1 protein-coding gene is annotated in these 1,806 nt (G+C 49.7%); it reads right to left on the bottom strand.

The genetic code is table 11. From position 1 onward, the window contains the following. Positions 1–13 precede the first annotated feature (13 nt). Complete coding sequence (gene tnpC / locus ROJ03_RS13015; RefSeq protein WP_313727497.1) at positions 14–1,591, bottom strand: IS66 family transposase; 1,578 nt, start codon at positions 1,589–1,591, stop codon at positions 14–16. Positions 1,592–1,806 lie beyond the last annotated feature (215 nt).

Genomic DNA, 1,806 nt, shown 5'->3' with positions numbered 1-1,806 from the left:
GTAACTACTCAGGTCACCTAGCAGGCTGATTGATAAAATCAAGTGAGAATGTACCCGCAAAGACCTGGGATAGAGCCTCTATTGGCCCGACTCCGTTCTTGCGGCAAGTATCGATGATGGAGAATATGGTAGCGAAACGCTCCCCTCCATCACTTGCCCTGAACGTGCCGGCTATCTGCATTTTCTTCTTCGAGAGGCGGTACGATTTCTCAGCGATATTGTTTGAGTACGGAACCCTGAAGTCAGTGAAGAATCTCATCACATCGGCCTTGAGTTTCTGCAACCTGTCCACCAAGCTCCGGGCTGTGCCCTTCCTTGGTCTTCCCCTGCCTTTTTTAAGCACTCCGGGGATGGGGTTCCTTTTGATCCCGCTCTCTACTATCTTGTCATATTGGTTGCTGAAACCCTTGAGCATGGTACTGGGGGCCTTAGCGACACCCTTGGCAAGAAGCTCAGCCTTCTTCACATACATGACCATCAGCAGCTTCTGCATCCGTCTTGCCCATCTTTGCTTGTAGTTGTCAGTGACACCCTGCAGCTCACGGTCTATATGGGCACAGCATAGTGCGTGGGTAGCACCAGCATAGTCCTTGTGGTAATAGGAACTCCAGCAATCGTGGACTGCCACACCCTTGAAATGAGGAAGCACCCCACAATCGTCGATACCTGGCTTGCCCCTTCTTGGACTGCTGACAAGGAGTGTCAGGTCCCTGGTGGATGCGGTATGCATCCAGTGGTTCTTGCCACAGACTCGGATGCCTGTCTCGTCAAAACCGATGGTATGGGACTCGAGCAGCAGCTTCCTAAGATTGGGGAGCTGCTCCTTGCATTTGTCCGAGCAGGAAAGGATCATGTTGTTCACCGTCGCATCACTCATGGAGATCCCGGCAAGGGCATTGATGGTCTCAGCTATCCTGGACATGCTCATCATTCCGAAGGAACTGAGGGTGACAACCAGGGACTTGAGCGTATCACCGTACTGGAAGTGTGAATTGACACCAGCAGGATATTCCCCTCTGATGATCGCACCTCCCTGTATGGGACAGCTGCATTGCACCTGGTCAAATTGTGTCTGGTAAGCCTGTATGGCCAAGTCAACGACATTACGCGAACCGACAACGGTGGCCTCACAGTTGCCGAAAAGGGGACAACCTTCACAATCCTTGGGTAGGCAGCGCTCAATTGCATCAGGTTCTGCCTTGAGTTCCATTGTCTTGCCGGGATGGCCTTTCTGTCCGCCATTGGTCTTCTTTACCGTACCTTTGCCATTCCTGCCATTGAGCGTGGAAGGCTTTGGGTTGGGCTTTTTGTAGAAATCGGTAGAAGGAGGCTTGCTGCTGTTGGAACTGTCCTTGTTCACCTGTTCCCTAAGCTTGGCAAGCTCAGCATCCTTTTCCCTGATGATTGACTTGAGCTCTGTAATGGCTTTGGTGAATTCCTTGGCCTGTGCCTGACTGGATTTCTGCAGCTCCATGTTCTGGCTGAGGAGTTCTGATACCTGGGATACCAAACGGGAATTGGACATGGCTAGCAAATCAATCTTATGATTGAGCTGCTCAAAATCCTTCCTGTTGTTCCCTTTCTGGTCCATCTAATTCCTCTCTTACAATGGAGTTAGTGTAACATAAAAAGGGTTTAAATGCAACTAGAAAGCGATATATTACAAGGATTTAGAGCCCTTTTAGAGAAGGTTTCGATCTCTAATTGCCAACGGGAAATAACTGGGGAAAAGAACTTTTTGAGTCTTTGCAAAGCAAAGGAACTGGCTCAAGAGAGAGAATGATGGTTAGACACCTGAGTAGTTAC

It is taken from the genome of Sphaerochaeta sp. PS, from assembly GCF_032144095.1.
Taxonomy (GTDB): Bacteria; Spirochaetota; Spirochaetia; order Sphaerochaetales; family Sphaerochaetaceae; genus Sphaerochaeta.
Note: the sequence above shows the minus strand (reverse complement) of the source record. Positions and strands in the feature narration are given on the sequence as shown.